The organism is Tenacibaculum tangerinum, from assembly GCF_029853675.1.
Classification (GTDB): domain Bacteria; phylum Bacteroidota; class Bacteroidia; order Flavobacteriales; family Flavobacteriaceae; genus Polaribacter; species Polaribacter tangerinum_A.
In genome coordinates this window covers 1,825,543-1,850,699 of record NZ_CP122539.1, presented here as the reverse complement: position 1 = coordinate 1,850,699, position 25,157 = coordinate 1,825,543, and the positions used below count along the sequence as shown (strand labels likewise).

The following is a 25,157-nucleotide window of genomic DNA, read 5'->3' as shown; positions in this document are numbered from 1 at the left end:
TACAAGGAATGAAATTAAGAAAACTCATACCGATTCTAGAATGGCTGCCCAACTACAAAAAATCGCAGCTAAGAGGCGATGTGGTGGCGGGAATAACAGTGGCTATTGTTTTGATTCCACAGGGTATCGCCTATGCACTTATTGCAGGATTACCCCCTATTTATGGGTTATATGCTGCATTGGTTCCGCAATTGTTATATGCCGTTTTTGGAACAGCACGTCAAGTAGCCATAGGGCCCGTAGCGATGGATTCGTTAATTGTAGCCACGGGAGTTTCAACTTTAGCACTAACAGGGTCTGAGAGCTATATAGCCATTGCAGTACTCTTAGCATTAGTGGTTGGAAGCATTCAGTTTTTAATGGGAATTTTCCGCCTCGGATTTATCGTTAATTTTTTGTCAAGACCCGTAATTACAGGATTTACCTCTGCAGTAGCTCTAATTATTGGACTCAATCAGTTTAAAAACTTATTCGGAGTTGAGTTTATACAAAGTGACCAAATTTACCTGCTTCTAGAAGATATCTTCGAAAAACTTAAATACTTTAAACCAAATACAACCATCATAGGTTTGGTTGCGTGTATCATCATCATTATTTTTAGAAGAATAAACAAAAAAATACCCAATGCACTAATCGTAGTCGTATTAGGTATCGTAGCAATGCACCTTTTTGGAAATCAATTAACAGATGTAGCTATCGTAAAAGATATTCCCTCAGGATTGCCAAAATTTTCAACACCAGTTATCGATATAGCTTTAATACGCGAATTAATGCCTATTGCAGCAACCTTGGTAATGGTTGGGTATTTAGAAACAATTTCTATAGGAAAAACGTTAGAAGCCAAACAAGACGAGTACCGAGTACGACCCAATCAAGAATTGGTAGCCTTAGGACTAAGTAATATGGTAGGATCATTATTTCAATCATATCCATCTGCATCAAGCTTTTCTCGTTCGGCGATTAATGCAGAATCAGGAGGAACTACAGGAGTTTCTGCATTTGTTTCCGCAATTCTGGTAGTGTTCACCTTACTTTTTTTAACACCTGTTTTTTATCACCTACCAAAAACTATTTTATCAGCCATTATTATTGTTGCAGTTTTTAATCTGATAAATGTAAAAGAAGCTAAAAGGTTGTGGAAAGCAAATAACTTAGATTTTTGGCTACTAGTAGCTACTTTTTTAGCAACTATTTTCTTCGGAATTGAATATGGAATTTTAATCGGAGTAGCCTTATCATTAATCGTTTTAATTTTTAGAACCTCAAGGCCCTATGTAGTTGAGTTAGGAAAAGTGCCTAATTCAAATTTTTACCGTAACAAGAACAGGTTTAAGGAAGTTATTTTAGATGATGAAATCTTAGTATTTCGCTTTGATGCACAATTATTTTATGCCAACTCTAACTATTTTAGAGATAAATTAGACGAAATGACAGAAGAAAAAGGGAAGGCATTAAAATTGATTGTATTAGATGCAGAAAGTATTAATAGAGTAGATAGCACGGGAATAGAGATGCTAAAAGAACGGATTGTTTATTTTCGTAAACACGACATTCAATTTTATTTTGCAGGAGTCAAAGGTCCCGTAAGAGACGCTTTTTTTAGAGGAGGTCTGTTAGAGGTAGTAAGCTTAGATCACTTTTTTATGCGTGCCAATGGCGCTGTAAATTTTTATAAAACAGGAGATAATAAAAACCAGAAAAAATACGCACAGTATATACACCAAGCGTATAAATAATATATCATATCATGAGAATAGAGCAAATTTACACAGGTTGTTTAGCACAAGGAGCCTATTATGTTGAAAGTAATGGAGAAGTCGCCATTATTGACCCTTTACGTGAAGTTGACCCTTATATAAACAGAGCTGAAAAAGAAGGAGCTACAATCAAATATATTTTTGAAACACATTTCCATGCAGATTTTGTAAGCGGTCATGTTACGTTAGCCGAAAAAACAGGAGCAACAATTGTATTCGGACCTACGGCAAAAACAAATTATGAAGCACATATTGCCGAAGATGGAGAAGTATTCAAATTAGGAGATGTTACCATTACCTTACTACATACTCCTGGACATACTATGGAAAGTGCCACCTACTTGTTAAAAGACAAGGAAGGTAAAAATCATGCTATTTTTAGTGGAGACACCTTGTTTTTAGGAGATGTAGGTCGACCTGATTTAGCACAAAAGGCAGCCAACCTAACACAAGAAGAATTAGCAGGATTATTGTACGACAGTTTGCGTACAAAAATTATGACACTAGAAGACGATGTAATCGTATATCCTGCACACGGAGCAGGTTCTGCTTGTGGTAAAAACTTAAGCAAAGAAACGGTAGGAACTATCGGACAGCAAAAGAAAACCAATTATGCCTTGCGTGCAAATATGACCAAAGAAGAGTTTGTGAAAGAAGTTACCGACGGTTTATTGCCTCCACCAGAATATTTCCCTTTAAATGTAAAAATGAATAAAGAAGGATATCAATCTATCGATGAGGTTATCAAAAGCGGCGCAAAAGCACTATCTGTAACAGACTTTGAAAAAATAGCGAATGAAACAGATGCGATAGTATTAGATGTACGTCATCAATCAGAATTCATTCAAGGATTCATACCACAATCTATTTTTATTGGTTTAGGAGGAACCTTTGCCCCGTGGGTGGGTGCCTTGATTAAAGATGTTACGCAACCCATTTTACTAGTGACTCCTATAGGAGAAGAAGAAACTACCATTACACGCTTATCTCGCGTTGGTTTTGACAACGTATTGGGATATTTAGATGGAAGCTTTGCTGCATGGAAATCAGCAGGAAAAGAAGTAGATACCTTACGTTCTGTTTCTGCCAATGTTTTAGCAGAAGAACTTACAAAAGAGGCACCAGTTTTTGATGTTCGTAAACCAGGAGAGTATGCCAGTGAACATATTGTAAATGTGCCAAGTACACCTTTAGATTTCTTAAACGAACACATAGGAGAATTTCCAACAAAAGAAGATTTTTATGTGCACTGTGCTGGAGGATACCGCTCTGTAATAGCAGCGTCTATTTTAAAAGCAAGGGGATTCCACAATGTAATTGATGTAGACGGTGGATACAAAGCGATAAAAGAAGCCGACATACCTAGAACAGAAGCAGTATGTCCATCAACATTAAAATAAATAAAAATGAATAAAAGTGTTTTATTAATAGGGTTGTTTGTAACTGTGGTGCTATCATGTAGACCACAAACCCACGAGGCAAAAGATATTACAGTAGAAGACCTACAAATGATTTTAGAAAACGAAAATACGGTACAGTTATTAGACGTTAGAACCCCAGAAGAATGGGCAGAAGGAGTGATTGAAACTCCCATAAAAATAGATGTTACAGGTGATGATTTTGAAGGAAAAGCTTTAGAAAAACTAGATAAAACGAAACCTGTATATGTTTACTGTCGCTCGGGAGTAAGAAGCAAAAGAGCTACCGAATTACTCGTAAAAAAAGGGTATAATGCCTACAATGTTTTAGGGGGCTATTTAGAATGGACAGAAAAAAAATAAAGAATAGAAAAATCTCGAGTATTTGCTCGGGATTTTTGTGTTTGATTGCGTAATAAAAAGAGATTTAATCTGACGAATCGTTTTTATTTCTCAGCATTATAATACACCTTATAAAATTTCATTTTTTTCTCTTCGTCATAGCCTTGTTCTAAATATTCAGCAGAAGCATCAGGAGCATCCACATCAATTTTAATTTGAATATTCGTATCGAGCTTAATTTCGGTTTTAAACTTACTTTTTTCCTTTTTTAAAACCACATCAGATACTTCAAAATTGTTACGAATAAGTACATCGTTTAATTTTTCAAAGTGCTGTTTGTAATCTTCAAAAAGATCTTTATGCTTGTCTTCTTGAAAAATTTCATCTTTAAATCCGTGATAATCTACACTTTCGTGCTCTTTAAAATAATCAACCGTATTGGCTAAGAAGTTACTTTGTTCTTGTTTTCCAAATTCAGGCTTTATAACTTCTTCAGAAAACTCTTTACACATTTCTAAATAATTCTGAGTGTGCAAATTACGGTCATCTGCATACTTAACACTCAAAAAGTTTTTTATCCAATATTGAGCGTCGTATTGATTATTATCTACAGACAGCACTACGGTACCTTCGGCATCTGTAGCATTTAAAATTAAACACCCCTTATCTAGTTTCTTTGTTGAAATTCCTTTTTGTACCACTACATCAAAACTATCTTCATCTAAATAGGTTTGAAAGAAATCTACCTTACTTTCAATTTTAAAAACGCCAACAGCTTCGGTTAAAACATCTTTATACTCGATACCTTCAAAGTAGGCAACAATTACATCGCCCGTTTTAATATTGGCAGAGTTTGATTGCTCGTATAAATGCTTCACCATATTTTTAGAATGTTCGATGAAAACCTCAGTACTTTCTTGCTCAAAAATATCGGTAGCATACTTGTTCATTTCGTTTAAGCGAACATCAGCATGGTGGCTAAAGCGATAGCTTTGCGTAACCGAACCAAAGGGTTTGAGTAAAAAAGGAAGCAATAGTTCGTAACTTTCTTCATCAAAACGCACCAAGCTTTCAGAAAAAGCATTTTGTCCGCTGTTATACTTGTTAGCTACTTTGTGGATAATACACTTACTAATTTCTGCACGAGTTCTTTTAATCATTTTCTAAAAAATTGGAAGACAAAAATAAGTATTTTAGTAGCGTAAAAATATAGAGATTATGAAATTATTAGGAATAGGATCGAGAATAAATCATCCAACTTACGGATTCGGTGTGGTAACCAACGTAGATAGCAACCAATATTGGGTAACTTTTCAGGAAATGGGGTTAGAAACCATACCTTTAGATGACGATCTAGAAATTATTGAAGCGGTGAACCAGGAAGTAGATTCGGTAAGTTTTTATGAAATAGAAAGCTCGCTGCGTAAAATTTTGAAAAAGTGGAGCGATGTATCGGAAATTGTTCCTATTGCCGATAAGTTTAAAGGTGGGAAATTAGTTATAGAGCCTGCCGATACGAATTTAACATCTAAAGAAATTCCGATTGATACTTTTTTTCATAAAATAGTTATGGTACGTGACCGTATTCGAGTAATGGAACAAAAAATAAATGCAAGTAAGAATTTAGACGAGCAAGAAAAAATAGATTTGCAACAATACATCACAAGAATCTATGGTAGCTTAACTACTTTTAATGTGTTGTTTAAAGTGAAATCACATACTTTTGTAGGAGCAAAATCTAAATAATAGAGCGCTAATTGATTCGGTTTTTACCATGTTTTGTGTTTAGGTGTCTTGAAATTAATAGTATTTCATGTAGATAGTGCGAAGCATGATTTATGAGACATCTCAATTATGAACTACGAATTTTCAATTGTTATTTTTTAGAACTTAAATGAAAGTTGTTCTTGGTAACAATTTAAATGATTTTCTATGGTAAGGGGTTATGCCAAACTGCCGTATTGCCTCACGGTGTTCTTTGGTAGGATATCCCTTGTTTTTTTGCCAGTTGTATTGAGGGAATTCTCGATGAATTTTTTCCATATATTCATCTCTGTAGGTTTTTGCAAGCACAGAAGCTGCCGCTATACTCATAAATTTAGCATCGCCTTTTACAATAGTTTGATGTGGAATTCTCTCAAAAGGTTTGAACTTGTTCCCGTCAACGATAATAAACTCAGGCTGTAGGGTTAATTGTTGTATAGAACGGTGCATGCCAGCAATAGAAGCTTGCAATACGTTGAGTTCATCAACCTCTTCTTGATTTACAAAAGAGACTCCATAGGCAAGTGCATGCGCCTCAATATAGGGGCGGAGTTCTTGTCGTTTTTTTTCTGAAAGTTGTTTGGAATCGTTTAACAATTTATGTTCAAAGTCTTTGGGTAAAATAACCGCCGCCGCTACTACAGGACCCGATAAACAACCTCTACCAGCTTCATCAGTTCCTGCTTCTAATTGATAACCGCTAAAATTTAACTGCAACATGCTACAAATTAACAGATTTCAAGGAAAATATTCACGTTTTTTGTCGTTAAATTATTTTACTTTTGCTGTTATGAAGAAAAATCTCTTAGTATTTTTTTGTTTAATAAGTGTTCAGATAATTGTTTCACAGATTCGAAATGTTGATGGAAGTTTAGGAAGGATTCCAAGAAGAGGGTCTGATTCGATACCTGATAATGAAATTAGTGTAAAACTAAGCGGAAAAACAAAATATACCGATTATAAAATTATTTCACATAAGAACGATACTACCATTATCGATACGACTTTAACGATTCAAAAAGAATATAAATTTAATTTCTTAAGAAAAGATAATTTTGAGTTATTGGAGTTTCATAATCAAGGACAAACATTTACTAATTTAGGATACGATTTTACAAACATTTCTCCGTTTCCAGATATAGGTTTTAGAGCGAAAATGTTCAATTATTTTCATATTGAAGATGTAAACTACTATCAAGTACCCACACCTACCACAGAAATTATGTACCGAACAGGAATGGAGCAGGGGCAGGTATTGGACGCACTTTTTACCACTAATTTTTCCAAACGATTCAATGTCGCTTTGGCATATAAGGGCATTCGTTCTTTAGGTAAGTACAGACGTTCGTTAGCAAGTACAGGAAATTTTAGAGTAAGTTTTCGGTACGAAACACCTAAAGGACAGTACACTATAAAGGGACATGCTGCAAATCAAGACTTTTTTCATCAAGAAAATGGTGGGCTTACACCAACTGCTCTAGAGGCCTTTATAAACGACGATCCTAATTTCAATAGTAATAGGGCAAGAATGGATGTAAATTTGAGTAATGCTGAAAGTACTTTAGATGCTAAAAGACTGTATTTTGAGCATACGTTTAAACTGCTTTCTTCAAAAGATAGCGTGACTCAAAAAGATTTCTCTAATTTAAAATTGGGACATTCATTTACGAGAGACTCTAAGTTTTTTCGTTTTAACCAAGGTGCTCCCACTACGGGTGTTTTTGGAGAGGTAATAACTTCTTCTGGTATTGATGACAAAACAGCATACATAGCCTATAACAACGAGCTTTTCTTGGATTTTAATTCTAAGTACGTACTTGGAAAGTTTCGTGTAAAAACGATGCTCTCCAACTACAGATACGGGTATGAAAATTTACAAAATAGCACTGTAGGAATTACAAAAAATAAATTAAAAGGAAATGCCGTTTCTTTGGGTGCTGATTGGAATGGAAGGATAGGAAACTTTCATATAAACGCATCAGGAATGCTAACACCAGGTAGCGGTAGGTTATCAGGAAATAGTTTTAAAGGAGAAGCTTTTTATAAAAAAGACAGTGTCTTTACCATTAAAAGTAATGTAGAAATTAGTAATAGGTTTCCTAATTTCAACTTTTTATTACATCAAAGTAGTTACGATGCTTATAATTGGGAAAACAATTTTGTACAAGAGGGTACAAGAACTTTAGGAGGATCAATAGCCTCAAAATGGGGAGATGCTTCTATTGCGCTTACAAATATTAGTAACTATACGTACTTTGATGAAAACAGCAAACCAGTACAGTTTTCAGGAGATGTTAATTATTTAAAATTAAAGGTTTCTAAAGAGTTTTCCGTAGGAAAATTTGCCTTAGATAACACCGTAATGTATCAAAAAGTAGCGAATGGAGACAGTGTTTTTAGAGTGCCAGAAATTGTTACCAGAAATACTTTGTATTATACTGATGAATGGTTTAAAGGAAATCCTTTATTAGTGCAAATAGGAACAACGTTTAAGTATTTTACGAAGTATAAGGCAAACGCTTACGACCCATTGTTAGCAGAATTTAGGTTGCAGAATGAAACGGAAATAGGATACCCGACTGTTGATGTATTTTTTAATGCGAGAGTTCGAAGAACTCGAATTTACTTTAAGGCAGATAATATTAGTTCTTTTGTGCTGAAGAAGAATTATTTCTCGGCTCCTAACTATCCGTATAGAGATTTTGTAATTCGGTTTGGATTGGTATGGAATTGGTTTATATAATGCAATTGCGATTTATGAATTACGAATTATAAATTTTTAGTTGTTAGTTTTCTTTACACCTATATCCATACTTGTAAGTCATATAGCACGAAGTGTTACTTTTAACATTTGAAAATAACAAGGAATATAAGTTTGATGTACAACATCGAATTTACGTTTAAATACCAACTGATGAAAGAAAAAATAAGACAAAACTGGAAGCTGTTTTTACTAGCAAGTGTAACGTTAGGGTTGGCTCCTTTTAGACCTCCTCATATAGTAGGAAAACTTCAATGGATAATGGGAGGGAATGCTTTTTCTGGAGAACATGCTATGCAGTTTATGGATTGGTTTGACTTGTTTTTACACGGAACTCCTTGGGTACTTTTAATAGTATCTATTTTACTACATATTTTCAGGAAAATATAGCTCCATTTCAGGCAAAAAACGCCCTTCTATACCACTCTTACGTTTGGCAATTACTTTAAAACCATGTTTTAAATAAAAAGATTCAGCGTTAGGGTCTGCTAAAACATTCAATACAGCACAAGAACCACTCAAACAATAGTCTTTTGCATGATTTAATAATTTTGAACCAATACCTTGCTTTATAAAATCAGGAGAAACAAATAAAAAGTCTAAAAAACTTGTTCTGATATTTGCTCTATACAAAACATAAAATCCAACAATAGTGTTTTGGATTTGAAATTTGTAAATATTACATTCATCAAACATTTTAGTGGTTACGGTTAAATCATCTCTCCAAACTTCCATTTGTTCTTTGGTATAGCCCCAGTATGCTTTAGCTTTTAAAGCTATTTCTGTCAGTTTTTCAGCATCTTGAAGTTGGGCTTTTGCAATCATAACAAACAGAAACCTCGCTAGAGAGCAAGGTTTCAAATACGATTATTTAGATGTTAATTGCTTTATTTTAATTCTAAAAGCAGCAAATAATAAGGTCGTAAACGGACTCAGATAGTTAAAGAAAGCATATAAAGCATATTCTCCAACACCAACACCTAATACACTAGACTGATAAGCACCGCAAGTATTCCATGGAATCAAAACGGAGGTTACAGTACCAGAATCTTCTAAAGTTCTACTCAAGTTTTCAGGAGCCAACCCTTTGTCCTCGTATGCTTGTTTAAACATTTTTCCTGGAATTACAATGGCTAAATACTGGTCGGATGCCACCACATTTAACCCTAAACAACTTACCACAGTACTAGCAAATAGCCCAAATACAGAGGAAGCTATTGATAAAAGTTCTTCAGTTATTTTAGACAAAGCACCAATACCATCCATCACACCGCCGAAAACCATAGCACAAACAATGAGAAAAATAGTCCATAGCATTCCTTTCATACCACCAGAACTAAATAATTCTGTGAGTTTTTCATTGTCAGTTTTTACTTGCGTATCAGTTAAAATAGCATTTATAATTGATTCGAACTTTGTTTCAGCCAAGCCTATTAATACATCATGTTGGAAAATAAAAGCAAAAATTGCAGCTAAAACGACTCCTGCACCTAAGGCTATCAAAGGTTTGGTTTTTAGTAAAATCATGACAATTACTGCCACAGGTACTATGAATAGCAAAGGGGTAATGTTAAATGTATTATTAATGGAAGATAATAAACTGCTAATATCAGCAGTTCCCGAAGTATCGGATGTTCCGCTTAGTATGGCAAAAATAAGTAACGTAATTGTAATTGTGGGCACTGTGGTATATGCCATGTATTTAATATGAGTAAATAAATCGGTGCCTGCCATAGCGGGAGCCAAGTTGGTAGTATCTGATAGAGGAGACATTTTATCGCCAAAATATGCTCCAGAAATAACAGCCCCAGCAATCATTCCTGTTGGAATTCCTAGCGCACTACCTATACCTACTAAGGCAATACCTACAGTAGCAGAAGTTGTCCAAGAACTTCCTGTAGCAACTGAAATAATAGCGGCTATAATTACCGAAGCAGGTAAAAATATAGACGGACTCAAGACTTGCAAGCCATAATATACCATAGCAGGAATAATACCACTAACTAGCCATGTACCCGCTAAAGCACCAACTAAAAATAAAATTAAAATGGGTACAAAAACACTTTTCCAGTTCTCCCATACTTCCAATATCATTCTTTTAAGTGATACTTTATTAAAAAAACCGACTGCCATGGCAACTCCTCCTCCAATTAGTAAAATATATTGATTGGAGTATTGTCCTAGCCAGGTACCGTTAGCAATAAAAATATTATAGGCAAGCAATCCCATTAGAATAACAACTGGAATCATTGCTTCTAGGATATGTAACTCTTTATTTTTAATGATTTTTTGGTTCTCTATCTCAATTTCAGATAAATTTTTGTCGTCTTGCATGTTTCGTATTTTTTACGGCTTGTAATGTTACGATTTTGTATAGAATTACACAAACGCAATTGTGTAGTGAATCGTTGAAAAAGCTAGTCATACCATTTGTAATTTGAAATAAACGCAATAGAATACCCTTTTTTCTTTTCTATTTTCAGAATAAAAAGAAACCGTAGCTATGATCATGCTCTCGTTTTCTTCTTTATATAAAGAAAAAAGTCTTCATTTTCTTTTACAGTAATTTCAGACAACCACTGGTATTAGAAAATAAAAATTGCCATTTTCAAACAAAAGAAGCACTCGATTTATAGATATTTCGAAGTTTTTATGTTGCTGAAAATGGCAAGTTTCAAAAATGAAAGATAGGAACTTACAGCACATCTACTTCTTTCATACATTCTTTCATCATCTGGTACGTGCGTTCTATATCGTTATCTAATCCTATTGAAAAACGAATGAGTCCATCGGTAAGTCCCATTTCTTTTTGTTCTTCTAAAGGTATTTCTGACGAGGTTGAAGTACCTGGAGCAGAAAACAAGGTTTTATAAAAACCTAAACTTACCGCTAAATAGCCTAAATTTCTTTCCTGCATGAGTTCCATCAAAGCATTCGCTTTGTCTAAAGAACCAGCATCGATTGTTAACATTCCTCCAAAACCGTATTCTTCATTCATCATTGATTTGAAAACTTCGTGAGAAGGATGCGATTGCAATCCAGGATATACCGTTTTTAATCCATCAGCTTCAAATTTCTCAGCTAAGTAATGGGCATTTTTACTGTGTTGTTTCATGCGAATATGCAAAGTCCTCATATTTTTTAAGATAGAAGCTGCACGCATAGAATCCATAGAAGCACCTAACAACATACTAGCTCCATCAATAACACTTTTTTGAGAATTGATAAAGTCTGTAGTTGCACAAACCACTCCTCCCATGGTGTCGGAAGAACCATTGATAAACTTGGTTAAGCTATGAAGTACTACATCGGCTCCTAGTTGTGCTGGAGAAATAGATAAGGGAGAAAATGTATTGTCTACAATTAACTTTAAGTTGTGTTTTTTAGCCAATTTTGATAAGGCTTTGATATCGGCAACTTCTAACAGCGGGTTGCTTACTGTTTCGCAGTAAATCATCTTCGTGTTTTTAGTAATTGCCGCCTCAACCATAGCTAATTTAGTAATGTCTACAAACGAAGTCTCAATACCCATTCTTGGAGTAAAATTCTTTAAGAAAGCATACGTTCCTCCATAAATAGTTCTACTTGAAACAATATGGTCGCCCGAACCACAAATTTGTAAAATGGTAGGGGTAATTGCTCCCATACCTGAACCAGCAACGTTTGCTGATTCGGTACCTTCCATCGCCGCTAATGCTTCTGATAAGTATAAGTTTGAAGGAGAAGAATGGCGAGAGTACAAATAGCAACCTTCTGTATTTCCTTCAAAAGTATCAAACATGGTTTTTGCTGATAGAAAAGTATAGGTAGAAGAATCGGATATTGAGGGATTTACTCCTCCAAATTCTCCAAAATATTGCAAGTCTTGTATATTATTGGCAGGTTTGAATTTCATCGATGTAAAAATTACGTGTTAATAAGATGCTAAATTCATTTTTTATAGAATAAAAATCAATATATATCTATAAAATTAGATTATTATTCTAATTTTATATTGAAATTTAGTTTTTTTATGTTATTTTGTTTCATAAATATAAAAGAGATAGTTTTTTTTTCAGATGAAATTAGATGAAATAGATAAGAAGTTATTGGAATTGCTTCAGTTCGATAGTAAGCAAACTACCAAGCAGTTGTCTTTGCAGTTAGGATTATCGGTAACGGCTGTTTACGAGCGGATTAAAAAATTGGAAAAAGAAAAGGTTATTAAGCGTTATGTTGCCTTGGTAAATAAAAATAAAATTGAGAAATCGTTTTTAGTTTTTTGTCATATTCGGTTAGAAAAGCATACCAAAGAGAATATTACTATTTTTGAGAGGGAAATTAAAAAGTTGGAGGAAGTAACAGAATGTTTTCACGTAAGTGGAGATTACGATTATATTTTAAAGATTTATGTAAAAGATATGGATGCATATCGAGAGTTTATGATACATAAATTAACAGCACTCAAGCACATTGGAAGTACACATAGTATTTTTACTATTGGAGAGGTAAAAAATGCTATAGCCATAGCCTTATAGAAAGTGAGTGTTTTAACGACTCACTTTCTCTATTTCAATAAATGAATTATGAGTGTTGATTATTTGATTGTAAAACTCTTTTAGGTAGTGATACTCATCGCTACTAAACACCCTCTTATTTAGTGATATTTTTGAGTATACACTAATTGAATTATTGGTGCTTTTAAAACTGGCTACAAAACGACCTCCTTTATTCGGTAGTGCAAAAGCTTTGTTTTCGGGTATTTTTTTAACAATGTATCCTTCGGGTAATTTTAACGATAGCACATAAGAAATATTTCTCGGATATCCATAATCAACAGGATAATCTCTCTGGTTGAGTTTGAAAGGGTTTTTAGTCACCTTTTCTATCAAAAAAGGATTGATTCTGAGATTTGTTTTAAGTGCTACATCGTCGAATATAATTGAAAATTTTTGATGTAACGGAGCATCTTTTTCATCTAGGTTTTCATGTTTAAAATCTTCCACTTCTAGGTTGCTATGTTCAGACTCAAAATCTTCGAGATAACTCTCACGACTTACGTTACTTAATTTTTCTCTTTCGTGAAGCGCAAAGAAACCATCGCTAGAAATTGTAAGTTCGCCACTTAATGTAAGATCTTCATCTAGTAACAGTTGGGTTCTGACATTTCTGAATGTTTTTCTCTTTAATTCAATAGGTTCCCAATAGCTTCCTTTTTTAAAGTCTAGTACCCTACCGTCGCCATTTAAAGATTCGTATCGTACCAATCCGAAAGGCAATTGTTTGTGGGTGGCATCTAAGAAGTATGTTTTGTCGTTTATAACAGCCTTAACTAGTAAATAATTAAAATCATCGACAATAGGATGTAGTTTTGTGGGTACAGCTTTATTTCTTGTTGAAGTTAACACCAAGTAACTTTCAATTTGAGCAGCTTGTAGCGCATTGTAAAGCGATAAATTAATATCGAAAATAGTCCCTGTTTTATCTTCAAAAGCTTCTTTGATTCTTACTTTTTTAGAAGGCCAGTATTTTTCATTCCAAATAAAATGATGTTGAATAAAACGATATGCTTTTTTAGCTCTTTTTAAATCATCTTCTATACTAAGTAGGGCAGGAGGTAGTTGGTTTTTGAAAAAGTTTTTCTTAGAAGTTTGATTGTCTAAAAAGTCATAGCGTAAACTTTTATCGGCATCTTTCCAAGTTTTGGTGTATCGGTCAACACCTCCTTTAGGGTTGTGAAACGACTCTAATTCAAATGAAAGTTTTGAAATAAAATTTTCTTTACTCAGCATATATTCCTCTTCTTTAAATGCAGGGATGTTATCTATTCCATAATTTAAAATCAAACAAGCCCCTTCGCCAAGCCCAGGAATATAAACACAACCCTTTTTTGCAAAAGAATCGTTTCTGGTAAGCTTAAGAAAACCAACAATTCGAATATTGTATTTCCAATTACCTAGTATAGATGCTGTGAAATCACTTTTAATTTTCGGAATGTCTGCTTGGAAATACCAATCATCAATTTTAGAGTATGGTGAGGTTACAGAATACGTGTATTCGATAACGCTTCCTTCTTTTACGTTAGAAAGCGTAAATGTAATTTCTTTCCATTTACCATACACATCTTTTTGGTAAACCTCACTTTCTATCAGATGATTCTTTAAAATATTATTATTCTCAGTAAGGTTATAAGTAATTCCTTTTACAGAGTGTACTTTTTCATCACCATAATACGGAATACTTACGGTAGCTTTCTCTACTCCTTCTTTTTTAAGAATTTTAATTTTAAAGTAAAAATCAGTTGTTTTTTTATAATCTCTTTTTTCATCTAAATAGTAGTTGGCATGCTCATAAACTACAACAGCATTGGCAGTTGTATCTGGTTCATACCTTTGCATACTCAATTCTTCTACAGTGATGTTTCCAATTTTGGTAGATTTATTTTTTTGAGCAAATGCATTAGTTACACATAAAAAAACGATAATAGCGGTTAATCTTTTCATTACTTTTTTACTAGTATGATTTTTTCGGTTTGTTTTTCAACTAACTGTTTATAAAATTCTTTAATCGCTGAATAATAATTAGGAGGTATAATGCTTGAATTGATTTGAGTTGTTGACGACAGGTTTATCTTGTTTTCTTTGAGAACAACTTTATATTGAAAAACACCCATGTTTTCTGGCAAACCGATGGCTAATTCTTCTGGGTACGATTCTACAGTATATCCATCAGGAATTGTAATTGACGCACTATATTTATCTTTCCATGGCATACCAAAATCAACAGGGAAATTTCTTTCTCCAGATTTAAAAGGGTTTTCATTTTTAGCTAAGAAAAGTAACGGAGAAAAGTATAATTTTCCATTGATTTCTTCAATTAAATCTTCGCCCGTAAACTTAACTGTTTGCATGATAGGTTTGCTAATGTTTTTTGCATTGAGTACTTTAAAATTTTCAATTTCAATGCCATACTTCTCTTCTGTAGAAGTAATAACGTCTTCTTCTTTTTTCACATTGTTTTTTTGACGGTAAAACATGGCATTATGATCAGTAAGAGATTTTCTAAACATTCCTGAAACGTCTCCCATTTCATCAATTTTCACAAATAGAAAGTTTACATCTTCTGTTAGGGAGTTAGGAGTAAGCTTTACTTGTTTTGAATCTCCATTTTTAAAAACTTCTCTTCCATACCAGTTTAAGGTTCTGTAAGGGAGAATGTTAGCAGTAGCATATTTTTCGGTAGCATCTAATATAATATAGTTTCCATCAGAAAAATCTACTTTAGAAATTACGTAATTAAATCCATCTAGTGTTGGAAATAAAGGAATTCCGTTGTTTTTTGTACTTACCAAAACAGGATTCGCATTGATACCTGCACTACGTAGCATAGAGGTTAATATTAAGTTTATCTCTGCAGCATTACCAGCACCCTCTTTATAGGCTTTTTTTACTCCTTTGTCAGTGTATTTACTATAGAATCCATTCCATTTGATTTTAGATTTTACAAATTCAAAAATGAATGCTGTTTTTTCGTAATCATTTTTAGCAGAGCTTAAGATTGTTTCTAAGTCGTTTTTATAATAATTACTTTTTTCTAACTCGCTACCAAAGCTTGAAGATTTATAGATTGTTTTGCAAACTCCCTCCCAAGTACTACTGTAATTTTTTATATCTCCTCCAATTTTTAAAAAGTCAACTCCAGATAACTCATATAGCATCCCTCCTCTGTAGCTGCTAATACTTCCAATGTATGGTTCGTCATCTTTTAAAGCAGGAATGTTTTCTTCTTGGTAAAGGTCGATAGTTGATAGATAATCAATTTTTGAGCTGTGGAATGTGGTTTTTACAGTTCTAACTCCACTTCTTGATTTTGAAGTTAGTGTAATAGATTTTGTTTTTTTTCTTGATTTAGGGGTAATCCTATAGTAACCTCTAGAAAACTTATTAAAAGTATAGTATTCTGGAAATTCAATTTGGTAGTCAAGTTTTTTTACTGGGATTCCATATTGAAAATTAAGCTTTTTGATATCTTTATAAGGAGAAATTAAGGTGTATTTGATATCAATTACGCTTCCTTCTTTAACATTTGGGAAGGTTATTTTTTTTGACTTCTGTATTTGTTCAGTTTTTCCTCAAAAACATCTTTCTTTGAAAGTTTTTGCTTGTCAATAGCACCATTCTCTAGATTAAAAGTATACGCTTTTAAAGAACTAATTTTTTCCGAATCGCCAGCATCAGGTTCGTAATAGACAATGTTTTTTGTTGCATACTCAAATCCTTCTTTAGAGTAAATTTTAATTCGCTCATGGTAATCTGTAAAAACCTGAAAACCGTTATTTGAGTCGTACTGAAAATAAGTCCTTCTATCTTTTAAAAGATAAGCAGCATGAGCAGTAGAGTCTAAAGGATATAGTTTTTCTTCTAGTTCTTCTTTAGACACTTTACCAAATTTTATGTCTTGGGCGTTTATACTAGATAAAAATATTAGGGATAAAATAAATACTATTTTTTTCATAGCTTTTTTATTGTTTAATGATTTCTGTTCTTAAGTTATCGTATTTAGCGACTGTTTTTATAAACTTTCTGTAAGTCTTGTAGTCTTCTTTAGAGTGATTTCCTTCCTTCAAAGAAAACTCTCTTTGATATTTTAAGGTTGTAGGGTTTACTTGTTCGAAAGTAAGCTTATAAGTGCCAAATTTATTGGTGATGTTTTTATTTTCTGGTAAATTAGTTAAAGAATACCCTTTAGGAATGGTAAAAATAAACTCGTCTTTGTGAGTAAAACCTCTTTCGATTTCTAAGGGGCGTTGCCTATTTCTGTATTTTTTAGGAATATCTGTATATCGGTTAAATACATTTAATTTGAATAAATAACTGCTGTCTCTTACCGTAGCGAATTTTTCTATTTCAATATCGATGCTTTCCTTAAATTCAATTTTGTCTTTATCGTTCACATGATTAATATTCTTTACCTCTAAATTATTCACATAATCCCATACAGTGGTCTTGTAATAATCGTCAAGTTCTTTAGGAGTAAAATTTTCTACATTGTATTTATCGTCATATTGAATGCCATACGATTTTCTTTCTAATGATGCAGTAATATTTCCTGTAGACAATAGTTGAATAGTTGCTTTGATTGTTTGTAAATTGTCTTCATTAACATACGCAGGAGTTCTTTTAACAATCCCTCCTTCTGGGGTAATAACCAATACATCTCTATCGTCGGTAAACCTTCCTAAAAAACCAAAAGGCATGGTTTGACTGGTGCATTCTAGCCATATATCTTCCCCATTATTAGGGATGTTTAAAATCATGTGATTGCCTTGCAGTGAACTAAAGTCTTTGTCAATATTTTTTTTGTTTTCCGCATAAACTAAGGTATGGTAAGACTCAATACCAACAGCATCCAATAAAGCTTTCGTATAATTGGTTAACCCTTTGCAATCGCCGTAGCCAACTTGGTCAACTTTATTCGCAACTATGGGTTCCCAACCACCAATACCAACTTGAACACTTATATATCTAGTTTTCTCTTGTACATAGTTATAAATGATTTTTGCTTTTTCTACTGGATTATCTATGTCTTTAACCAAGTTTTTTACTTTGGCTACCGTAGCAGGAGGTAATTCATTTCTGTCTTTTATAAGTCTATTATACATCCATTTTCCAAATTCTTCCCAGTTTTTAGAGTTGCCTTTAACCCCTTTTAGACTGAAAGAATTTAAAGAAATAGTCGCATTCGGAACGAAATCTTCAAAATTAACAGTGTAGTACTCACGCTTAATAGCTTTTTGGTTGGTTAAGGTATAATGTAAGGTCGTATCGGTAGAAGTGTTTTTGATTGAGAACCCTTCAAAGTTTTTTTCTCTTTTTCTGAAAGGAATATTTTGAGGATTGTTTACAAAATAAATACTTTTCTCAACAGCCAAATAGTAGTTTTCGATAGGAAACCATTTGGGAATAAAACCTGTTGAAGAGTTTTTGTATTCAGACTCAAAAACTACTGTATACGGATACGATGTTGGGGTATGTTCTAAAAACTTAACCCTTGAGTCAGAATATAAAGTACCTCCATCTACGGCACTTACATCTTGAAAATCATTTTTTGAATATTTTTTAACCTTTTCTCCCAAAGCATCGTAAATAACTGCTGATAATTTGGTTATTTTAGTGTCGTCGTCGTAGTGTTTGTAGGCATCGACATGGGTTCTTCCTAGTTTGTTTAAAACCGTAACAATTCTTTTTTCTTTTACCACTAGTTTGTCTACATCATCGATGTCGATAATTATTTCATTCAATCTAATTACAGCATTGGCATTTTCTTTTAATTCTTTTGAAAGAAATAGAGAGGAAAGTTGTTCGTTTTCTTGAGAAAAAATACTGTTACATAAGATGAACACTATAAAAAAGATAGTGTAATGGGTGTTTTTCATGCAATTAATTCGTTGTGTTAAAAAGAAACGAAATTAAAAAATTTTCACAAAAAATAAAAATAAAACAGTCTTATAAGATTTTCTGCTGATTTTTATAAAAGGAATCTGCCTGAAGTTTTAGTAGGTTACGGGCTGTTTTTTGTTTGTATTGATACAATTCTTCTTCTGTTTTTAAATCAGCGTAAATTCTGTCGTTCAGTTCTTTATCTGTTTGTAAAATAGCCTCGCGTTGATGTACTTGTTGTTGAATCCAGGTTTTTACAAGAGATTCATGATTTTCTAATTTGTAATCATACTCACTTTTTGAACTGATAAGCTTTGCAAAAATGGGAGCTGTTTCTATGGCTAAAAATAATAGGAAGATAAAAAAAGAAGGTAGCCAAGGTAATTTGTTCAAGGCATTAACACGAGCCATTAATCCGTCAAAATTAGTAATAATTGGTTGTGTTTCGGTTTCAATTAATTTTTGATTTTCTAGTAAACTAGTAATGGCAGCTTCCTTTTGCTGTATTTTTTCCTCATTTTTAGTTTTCAGTTCATGTAATTCAGCCAAAGCAGCATCGTGTTTTTCACGTTTCTCTTTGTATACAGGACCCTTGCCTAGGAGTTTTGTTCCTTTTCGGCCTTCAGCCTCTGCAATATACGTTTCGTACAAGGCATTTACTTCATTTTCCTTGGTATGTATTTCGTCTTTTAACGCGTTAACTTCAATAGTTATTTTTTCTATTTCAGGAGTAAATTGCTGCGCGATTTGAGTTTTATTATTTAAGGTCATTTGGTTTTTCTCCGTCAATAACACCTGATTAATCTCTTTTTCAAAGATTTTTAGTTCCAACGGTTTAGATATCACTACAGCGATAATCATAGCTAGCAAAAGTCTTGGAAGTACTTGTATAATTTCTTTTCTTTTCGAATCTCTTTTCTTGATGGTTGAAACAATAAATCGATCCAAGTTAAAAATAAGTAAGCCCCATATAATTCCGAAGAAAACAGCAGTATATATATTGTCAAATACCTTATATAAAGCGTAAGAAGCGGCGATGGTAGCCATTAAAGCAGTAAAAAAAACGGTAGCACCAATGCCCGCATATTTATTTTGTTCTCCGTTGGCACATTTTTGAAGTAATTCTAAATCTGCCCCAGAACAAAGAAGGAAAAATCGTTTCAACATAGAATAGGCTTATATGCTAACAACGAATGTTTTAAAGAATTGTTACAAAAAAAGCCTCGTTTAAGAGGCTTTTAACAGTATTAAATTTTTATCGTTATGGGTTCGTCTGAAAGTTTAAATGTTGCTTTCCCATTTTTATGCCAACTTTGTAAGTTTATAGAACTGTTAGCCTCTAAAATTTTGATAGCTTTTTTATAACTTATTTTTTTACCGTTGTAGTAATATTCCGTGTTGTTTCCTTTATGTTTTTTGATGTATTCCAAAGGAGGTATAGGCTTTGGTGGAGGCGGTATGTTTGATACTTCTCCTTGTAGTGCTGTAGGAGGATTTGGAGGCGGTATGTTTGAAACCTCTCCTTTTTTTACCTCTGGAAAATTGGGAGTAGAGGGTAGAGGGGGTACGTTTGTTTTCTTAAACTCACTCACCACTTTATCATCCTTATGCACTTTTGCTATATTTTGACTAGGGATAATTTTGTCGGAAGCAGTTTGCGCTGGGTTTATTATTTTTCCTTCTTTGGTTACTACTTGACCCCAACGATTGTAATAAGTAATGCCTTGGTCGTTTTTTACGTAAAATAACGTCTGGTTGTTTACATATTTATATCCAGTTTTGTTATTAGCTGGTGGCTTTGGAATTGAATCGTTGATGTTCCAATTTTCAGTTTTTGTAGCATTGAAAACAGATGAAGGTTTTTCTACAAGTGCTTTTTGATTTTTAGAAAGTTTCTTGTAAATATTGTTTAATGAGATAAAATCACCTTTCCTATATACTTTTTCAAATTTAATTTTATCAACGAACTTACGGTAGGATAAAATAATATCTACTGTTTTCACAGGAGGCAATTTATTAAGCGCTTTTAAGTTTTTGAACTCTTCAAAAGCTTTTTGTTGTTCCTTGTTTAAATTTGTGCTAGGCTGAAGCTTCGATTTTTCTTTTTCCGTAAGCTGATAATAATTCCTGTAATAAGCATCTCCGTTAGTTTTGTGACTAATTTTATAAGTACTATTCCTGAAAGTAAACTCACGTAGTAATTCTAGATTAAAATTGTCTTTTCTTATTTTTAAATCTTTTTTATTCATAGCAACCATCCCACTTTGATTCAAATATTGTGTTCTATTTTCATGTAGAGTAAAAGACAAATCGAGCCAAGCAGTATTCTTTAAGCCTTTAAAAAAAATTTCTTTCTCTGTTGCTTTAATGGTAAAAGCATATTCACTTATGGCTACATGACTGTTGTTTGAAAATCCCCAATCGGTTATGATAAACTCTTTATTTAATGGAATATCTAAACCTGCCCACCTTTTACAATTGTAACAACTTAAATGAACATGATCACCGTCTCTTTTAACAGCGGCAAGAAATTTTTCGGGCTGTGTTTTATCATCAGAACTCAATGGTAGCGAGGTTACTTTTTTTAGCTTTTCTTTACTGTTTTCTAATACCGAAGAATCAGTAGGAACTATCTCTTTTGGCAATTCACTTTTGGTAATTTCAGCATCCAAAAGCTCACTGTTGTTTTCATAAGCTGCTACTCTTTCAGCAAAAAGGAAGGTAGATCCTACAAATAGGGGAATTACCGCCAGCTTTTTTAGTAACATATTGATACGAGAACTTTGTTTTGTCATCATTAATAATCTTTTTTTAGTTAATACATAATTCAAATTACTGGCCAAGTAATATTCGTTGTTCCAAGCAGCTCTATTCAATAGTAAATATTGATACTTGGTAGTGTTTTTACAGGTAGTTATAACGTTGGTATCTGCTAAGAATTCATGATTTAACTTCATTGCTTTTTTAAGGAAGATAAATATTGGATTTATCCAAAAAACCACGTGTAACAATTCAATTAGCACTACGTCAAAGGTGTGTTTTTGTGTAGCATGCGTCAATTCGTGCGTATAGAGTTCGGTTTCGATTTTATTGGAGTTGTATTCTTCTTTGTTGATGAAAATATAATTCCAAAATGTATGCGGACAAATATTATCATCAACCAAAACAAGCGTAGCTTTTTCTTTTTTTATTTTTTGATGTCGTTTAACTTTTATGTAAATACTTCTCAAATTTTTTAGAAAGCGAATCAGTAAAATCGAAGCAATGAGTAGATAGGCGAACCATAAAAATTGTGTGTAGTTTATGGTTTCTATTTGAGGGGTAACAACTTCTGTAGTTAGGGTGTTGTTTATGGTTGTTGGAACAAATACTTTGGAAGCAGGTAAAGGAACTTCAATATATATTTTGTAAAGCGGAGCAACAAACGAAAAGAGCACGCTTCCTAACAGATAAAATCGATTGAATTGATGCATTTTTTCTCGTTCTAATACCAAATGGTAGAAGACAAGCAATAATGCCAAACAAATTCCAGATTTAATAAAATACGTAATCATCACTGTTGTTTTTTAATTTGCTGATCGATAATTTTTTTTAAATCTTCTAATTCTGAAACCGACAAGTCTGTTTTTTCAGTAAAAAATGAAGCAAATTGACTCGCCGAGTTGTTAAAGAAGTTTTTTATTAACCCGTTTACATGCTTAGAAAAATAATCTGATTTTTTAACTAAAGGAAAATATTCTCTTGATTTTCCATACAATTTATAATCAATAAAACCCTTGTCCTTCATTCTTTTTAATAAAGTAGCAACGGTTGTGGTTGCTGGCTTTGGTTCTGGAAATTCACCTAGTAAATCTTTCATAAATGCTTTCTTCAATTTCCATAAGTATTGCATTACTTGTTCTTCGGTTTTTGATAATTGCATGGCTAACAAAATTAGATTTAACTCTACAAATGTAGAAAATATTTTTCATTCTACAAGTGTAGAGTTGATAAAAATAAAATTTCGTACTTTTAAGTATTAAAAAAATAAGATTATGAAATGCTTTGTTATAATTTATTTTGCGGTAGTTGTAACTTCTTTTTCTCAGCAAAAATTTGAAAAAGAGTATAAAATAAAATTGAATGAAGTTCCGCTAAAGGCAAAATCTTTTATTAATAAATGCGACTTTGATGCGCGCATAAAATGGTATGCAGAAGAAAGTCAGGATGGAAAAACAATAGAAGCGAAATTTTGTAAAGACAGGCATGTTTACAGTATAGAATTTGATGAAAAGGGAAACCTTTTAGATGTGGAAAGAAAAATTAAGTGGAGAGAGTTAGCTGTAAAAAGGCAGCAGGCAATAAAAAAAACATTAAACAATCATTTTAAAAAATATAAAATAAAAAAAATTCAAGAACAATGGCTTACTGAGCAAGAATCTTGCATCGGACTTGCAAAAGAGAATCTAAACAGCAGAGAAAAGGTGCTTTATGAAATCGTGATAAAAGGGAAGAAAAATGCTACTACTGAGCTTTTCGAAATTTTAATGACTGGTGACGGAACCCTAATAAAAGAATTAGAATTTGCACCGCAAAATAACGATAATTTAGAGTTTTAAGATGGTAAAAAAAACACTTGTACTCCTGTTCTTTTTTACAACATTCATGGTTGCTTCGCAATCTACTTTTGTGGGCGGATGGTTGCCAAAAGTAAACACATCAACTAAATTATCAGAGAAAACAAAATGGGTAAATAGTATAGAGGCTAGAGAGATTATTTACAATGAAGATTTTCAATTTACGCATAGTTTGGTAGATGTATCGTCTATTTTTTCTTTTAAAACTGATTTAGATCAATCGGTAAATGTGGGGTATATTCTTCGATTTAAAGAAGGTGAAACCATTCACAGAACGTTACAGCATTTTAATTTGGTGCAAAACTTAAACGGAATAAAATTAGGGCACCGATTAGGTTTTGAGCAGTTTTTTCAATCGCAAGTAACTCCGCAATACAGAACTCGCTATAGGGCTACGTTTCAAAAGGCATTAAGTGGTAAAAAAGTAGATGTTAAAGAGTGGTATGTAAAATTATCAAACGAATATTTATATCAGTTTAATAAGCAAGATTTTGAAATTAGATTGGCTCCCTATTTGGGATATCAGCTTAGTGAAAAGGATAAATTAGAGTTTGGTTTCGATTACCGATGGGGTCAGGTTTTTGATTTGATTCAAAACAACTCGTTGTGGTTTAGAACCACTTGGTATATTTCTCTATAAAAAAAAGCCCTAATAAATTATTAAGGCTTTTGGATATGATGTTTTAGTTAGATAGCTCGGTGAAGTATTGGTAAAAGTAAGGAATGGTTTCAATACCTTTTAAATAATTCCAAACACCAAAATGTTCGTTTGGTGAGTGAATCGCATCAGAATTTAATCCGAATCCCATTAAAATAGTTTTACTTTTCAATTCCTCTTCAAACAAAGCCACAATAGGAATGCTTCCACCGCTTCTTTGCGGAATTGGCGTTACTCCAAACGTTTCTTCATAGGCTTTACTGGCTGCTTGATAGCCAATATTGTCAATAGGAGTTACATATCCCTGACCTCCATGGTGTGGTTTTACTGTTACTGTTACCGATTTAGGGGCAATACTTTCAAAATGTGTTTTAAACAATTCGGTAATTTCTTTCCAGTCTTGGTTCGGCACTAGGCGCATCGAAATTTTGGCATAAGCTTTAGAGGCAATTACGGTTTTGGCACCTTCACCAGTATAGCCTCCCCAAATTCCGTTCACATCTAACGTCGGTCGAATAGAGTTACGTTCGTTCGTGGTATATCCCGCTTCACCGTGCACATCGTCAATATCTAGCGCATTTTTATATTCTTCTAAAGAAAAAGGAGCTTTTGCCATTTCGTCGCGTTCTTCACGTGATAATTCTTCTACCTTGTCGTAAAATCCAGGTATCGTAATATGATTGTTCTCATCGTGTAGTGAAGCAATCATTTTTGTTAAAATATTAATAGGATTTGCTACCGCACCACCGTATAATCCTGAGTGTAAATCACGATTCGGACCTGTAACTTCAACTTCTACATAACTCAAACCACGTAAACCTGTAGTGATAGAAGGAATATCGTTGGCAATCATTCCTGTATCAGAAATTAAAATAACATCATTGGCTAGTTTTTCTTTATTTCTAGGTACAAACCAAGCCAAACTCTCAGAGCCTACTTCTTCTTCTCCCTCAATCATAAACTTAACATTGCAAGGAAGGTTTCCTGTTTGGGTCATGTATTCTAACGCCTTTACATGCATATACATTTGCCCTTTATCATCGCAAGCACCACGAGCAAAAATCGCTCCTTCAGGATGGATATCTGTTTTTTTGATAACGGGTTCGAAAGGAGGTGAAGTCCATAAATCTATAGGATCAGCAGGTTGCACATCGTAGTGCCCATACACCAAAACAGTAGGTAAATCAGGATCAATTATTTTTTCTCCATATACGATGGGGTATCCAGGAGTTTCACAAATTTCTACTTTATCACACCCCGCTTTTTCTAAACTCTCTTTAATAGTTTCTGCAGTTGTTAATACATCTTGATTGTAGGCTGGGTCGGCACTTACAGATGGAATTTTTAATAAATCGATAAGCTCGTTAATAAATCGATCTTTATGTTGAGCTATGTATTCTTTTACGTTTTGCATGTGTAGTAT

Annotated in this window: 22 protein-coding genes; 9 read left to right on the top strand and 13 right to left on the bottom strand. The window is 33.3% G+C overall.

The features are described from left to right. Positions 1-8: 8 nt before the first annotated feature. The 3 genes from P8625_RS08115 to P8625_RS08105 are packed head-to-tail and all read left to right on the top strand — an operon-like array spanning position 9 to position 3,538. The gene (locus P8625_RS08115; protein WP_279649967.1) at positions 9-1,736 is read left to right on the top strand and encodes a SulP family inorganic anion transporter; all 1,728 of its coding nucleotides are present in this window, start codon (positions 9-11) and stop codon (positions 1,734-1,736) included. Positions 1,737-1,747: 11 nt separating this feature from the next. After that, complete coding sequence (locus tag P8625_RS08110; RefSeq protein ID WP_279649966.1) at positions 1,748-3,157, top strand: MBL fold metallo-hydrolase; 1,410 nt, start codon at positions 1,748-1,750, stop codon at positions 3,155-3,157. 6 nt (positions 3,158-3,163) lie between these two features. Beyond that, positions 3,164-3,538 carry a rhodanese-like domain-containing protein gene (locus P8625_RS08105; RefSeq protein WP_279649965.1) on the top strand — a complete coding sequence of 125 codons (375 nt, stop codon included), beginning with the start codon at positions 3,164-3,166 and terminating at the stop codon, positions 3,536-3,538. 83 nt (positions 3,539-3,621) lie between these two features. On the opposite strand, the gene P8625_RS08100 is transcribed toward P8625_RS08105, so the two are convergent. Further along, positions 3,622-4,677 (bottom strand): nucleoid-associated protein, encoded by a 1,056-nt coding sequence (locus tag P8625_RS08100; RefSeq protein WP_279649964.1) that lies wholly within the window; start codon positions 4,675-4,677, stop codon positions 3,622-3,624. 58 nt (positions 4,678-4,735) lie between these two features. Here P8625_RS08100 and P8625_RS08095 point away from each other — a divergent pair, with 58 nt between their 5' ends. Beyond that, on the top strand, positions 4,736-5,263 hold the full coding sequence (locus P8625_RS08095; protein WP_279649963.1) for a hypothetical protein: 528 nt from the start codon (positions 4,736-4,738) through the stop codon (positions 5,261-5,263). A gap of 144 nt (positions 5,264-5,407) precedes the next feature. On the opposite strand, the gene P8625_RS08090 is transcribed toward P8625_RS08095, so the two are convergent. Continuing rightward, entirely contained in the window at positions 5,408-6,001 is a 594-nt protein-coding gene (locus P8625_RS08090) for a ribonuclease HII (RefSeq protein WP_279649962.1), read from the bottom strand. A 70-nt stretch (positions 6,002-6,071) separates the two neighbouring features. On the opposite strand from P8625_RS08090, the gene P8625_RS08085 reads away from it, so the two are divergent. Further along, positions 6,072-8,024: a putative porin gene (locus tag P8625_RS08085; RefSeq protein WP_279649961.1), complete on the top strand. Its 1,953-nt coding sequence runs from the start codon at positions 6,072-6,074 to the stop codon at positions 8,022-8,024. A 171-nt stretch (positions 8,025-8,195) separates the two neighbouring features. Beyond that, positions 8,196-8,432 (top strand): hypothetical protein, encoded by a 237-nt coding sequence (locus tag P8625_RS08080; protein WP_279649960.1) that lies wholly within the window; start codon positions 8,196-8,198, stop codon positions 8,430-8,432. On the opposite strand, the gene P8625_RS08075 is transcribed toward P8625_RS08080, so the two are convergent. The 3 genes from P8625_RS08075 to P8625_RS08065 all read right to left on the bottom strand — a co-directional run bounded on the left by P8625_RS08075 (position 8,409) and on the right by P8625_RS08065 (position 11,937). Next, positions 8,409-8,867, bottom strand: a complete 459-nt coding sequence (locus P8625_RS08075) for a GNAT family N-acetyltransferase (RefSeq protein ID WP_279649959.1) — start codon at positions 8,865-8,867, stop codon at positions 8,409-8,411. The genes P8625_RS08080 and P8625_RS08075 overlap by 24 nt on opposite strands. 42 nt (positions 8,868-8,909) lie before the next feature. After that, positions 8,910-10,376 (bottom strand): Na+/H+ antiporter NhaC, encoded by a 1,467-nt coding sequence (nhaC, locus tag P8625_RS08070; protein ID WP_279649958.1) that lies wholly within the window; start codon positions 10,374-10,376, stop codon positions 8,910-8,912. Between the two features lie 361 nt (positions 10,377-10,737). Then, positions 10,738-11,937 (bottom strand): aminotransferase class I/II-fold pyridoxal phosphate-dependent enzyme, encoded by a 1,200-nt coding sequence (locus tag P8625_RS08065; RefSeq protein ID WP_279649957.1) that lies wholly within the window; start codon positions 11,935-11,937, stop codon positions 10,738-10,740. 163 nt (positions 11,938-12,100) lie between these two features. Here P8625_RS08065 and P8625_RS08060 point away from each other — a divergent pair, with 163 nt between their 5' ends. Next, positions 12,101-12,559: an Lrp/AsnC family transcriptional regulator gene (locus P8625_RS08060; RefSeq protein ID WP_279649956.1), complete on the top strand. Its 459-nt coding sequence runs from the start codon at positions 12,101-12,103 to the stop codon at positions 12,557-12,559. Positions 12,560-12,571: 12 nt separating this feature from the next. On the opposite strand, the gene P8625_RS08055 is transcribed toward P8625_RS08060, so the two are convergent. From P8625_RS08055 to P8625_RS08025, 7 genes are all read right to left on the bottom strand, one after another. Next, complete coding sequence (locus tag P8625_RS08055) at positions 12,572-14,524, bottom strand: DUF3857 domain-containing protein (RefSeq protein WP_279649955.1); 1,953 nt, start codon at positions 14,522-14,524, stop codon at positions 12,572-12,574. Further along, positions 14,524-15,738 (bottom strand): transglutaminase-like domain-containing protein, encoded by a 1,215-nt coding sequence (locus P8625_RS08050; protein WP_279649954.1) that lies wholly within the window; start codon positions 15,736-15,738, stop codon positions 14,524-14,526. The genes P8625_RS08055 and P8625_RS08050 overlap by 1 nt, the downstream gene beginning before the upstream one ends. Before the next feature lie 377 nt (positions 15,739-16,115). Then, positions 16,116-16,535 carry a hypothetical protein gene (locus tag P8625_RS08045; RefSeq protein ID WP_279649953.1) on the bottom strand — a complete coding sequence of 140 codons (420 nt, stop codon included), beginning with the start codon at positions 16,533-16,535 and terminating at the stop codon, positions 16,116-16,118. A gap of 7 nt (positions 16,536-16,542) precedes the next feature. After that, on the bottom strand, positions 16,543-18,456 hold the full coding sequence (locus P8625_RS08040; protein WP_279649952.1) for a DUF3857 domain-containing protein: 1,914 nt from the start codon (positions 18,454-18,456) through the stop codon (positions 16,543-16,545). Positions 18,457-18,526: 70 nt separating this feature from the next. Continuing rightward, entirely contained in the window at positions 18,527-19,627 is a 1,101-nt protein-coding gene (locus P8625_RS08035) for a DUF4407 domain-containing protein (RefSeq protein WP_279649951.1), read from the bottom strand. A gap of 80 nt (positions 19,628-19,707) precedes the next feature. Continuing rightward, positions 19,708-22,014: a M56 family metallopeptidase gene (locus tag P8625_RS08030; RefSeq protein ID WP_279649950.1), complete on the bottom strand. Its 2,307-nt coding sequence runs from the start codon at positions 22,012-22,014 to the stop codon at positions 19,708-19,710. Beyond that, positions 22,014-22,382, bottom strand: coding sequence for a BlaI/MecI/CopY family transcriptional regulator (locus tag P8625_RS08025; RefSeq protein ID WP_279649949.1), 369 nt, complete (start codon positions 22,380-22,382; stop codon positions 22,014-22,016). The genes P8625_RS08030 and P8625_RS08025 overlap by 1 nt, the downstream gene beginning before the upstream one ends. Before the next feature lie 112 nt (positions 22,383-22,494). Here P8625_RS08025 and P8625_RS08020 point away from each other — a divergent pair, with 112 nt between their 5' ends. Beyond that, positions 22,495-23,058, top strand: coding sequence for a hypothetical protein (locus P8625_RS08020; RefSeq protein ID WP_279649948.1), 564 nt, complete (start codon positions 22,495-22,497; stop codon positions 23,056-23,058). Between the two features lies 1 nt (position 23,059). Continuing rightward, positions 23,060-23,716 carry a DUF2490 domain-containing protein gene (locus P8625_RS08015; protein WP_279649947.1) on the top strand — a complete coding sequence of 219 codons (657 nt, stop codon included), beginning with the start codon at positions 23,060-23,062 and terminating at the stop codon, positions 23,714-23,716. A 43-nt stretch (positions 23,717-23,759) separates the two neighbouring features. On the opposite strand, the gene P8625_RS08010 is transcribed toward P8625_RS08015, so the two are convergent. Next, entirely contained in the window at positions 23,760-25,148 is a 1,389-nt protein-coding gene (locus P8625_RS08010) for a dipeptidase (protein ID WP_279649946.1), read from the bottom strand. Between the last annotated feature and the right edge of the window lie 9 nt (positions 25,149-25,157).